Source organism: Limnospira sp. PMC 289.06, from assembly GCF_032350395.1.
GTDB lineage: Bacteria > Cyanobacteriota > Cyanobacteriia > Cyanobacteriales > Microcoleaceae > Limnospira > Limnospira platensis.
The window spans coordinates 1-1,219 of record NZ_JARPLC010000331.1 but is presented as its reverse complement, the minus strand read 5'-3'; the positions used below and the strand labels follow the sequence as shown (position 1 = coordinate 1,219).

General features: G+C 43.6%; 1 protein-coding gene. It reads right to left on the bottom strand.

What is annotated here, in order from left to right; translation table 11 throughout:
• Positions 1-1,219, bottom strand: a 1,219-nt coding sequence (locus P5674_RS24915) for a reverse transcriptase domain-containing protein (protein ID WP_315670408.1), incomplete at both ends; no start/stop codon positions are given.

The window sequence follows — 1,219 nt, the reverse complement described above, 5'->3', positions numbered from 1 at the left end:
AAGCACGGTTTTGAATGGGAGGGAATGGAGGCGACTCCATTCTCGACCCCTAATGCGTTGGCGTTGTCTAGTGCCGTCTTATTATCGCGGGTGTGGCGATGTAATAGTTGAAGATTTTTGTATTCATCCTTTCTACCGAGGTTTCGAGGTACAATGTGGTCTACTTCAACTAAATCCGATGGCGCGAAATACTGTCCACACCAAGTACACCTACCTTTTTGCTTTTTGAGTAGTTTTGCTACCCTATTAGGCGTTTCAATTGCCTGTCCTCGTCTGGTTGCCCAGTAAGTCCAGTTTCCGTCGTATGGTGTTGCGTCAGGGCGCACTAGGGTATGTCTGACAATCGGAGTCCAATTATGTTGCCATAATGTGAGTCCATCCTTAGTCTGGAACAACCAAGATTCATGTCTTTCTTTCCCATTGCTAAGTTTAACCGTTCCATTTCTGAAATAGTTTCCTAGCTTATCGTGGCTTGCCTTTCCGCATCTTGATACTGTCCATGCCCGTAACATTAACCAAACTTTGTTGTCCAGTTTATTGAAGGTCTCTGTTGAGACTACCGCTGAATAATAGTTTGACCATCCTCGAATAATCGGGTTTAGTCTGCTAATCAGGGCTGACTGGGGTGCGGTTTTAAGTTGTTTTATTGCACCTTTAATCTCTTCTGTGTGGGCTTTAACTGCTTTATTGCTGGGTTTAATGCAGGTTTTGTGACCGATTAATCGGCTTGTCCTTCCCCCTATTTTCCCAGATTTATATTTCCCAACAGGATATTGCCTAATGTTGAATCCTAGAAAATCAAATCCTGGCTCCTCTGTTTTGCCATTGTACTCAATGGGTTTGAGCGTGTGACAGATTCGGGTCTTTTCAGGTTTTATTTCTAGTCCCACAGGTTTTAACCATTCGGAAATAGCAGTTTTGCACTGTTCAATGATTTCGAGTGATGGGGATATCACTACAAAATCATCGGCGTATCTTATAACAGTAGCCTGCGCTCTGTTTGCTTTCTTGGGATACATTGTTTCTATGAACCTAACCATTCCCAACAGTGCGATGTTGGCGAGTATTGGACTTATTACCCCTCCTTGGGGTGTCCCTGTTTCTGTATCATCGAAAACGCCGTTATCTAGCACGCCCGCTTTGAGCCATTGTTTTAGGTCTCTCTTTAGGCTGCTTGGACAATGAATTTTGGACAGTAGGTAATCATGGTTTATTCGGT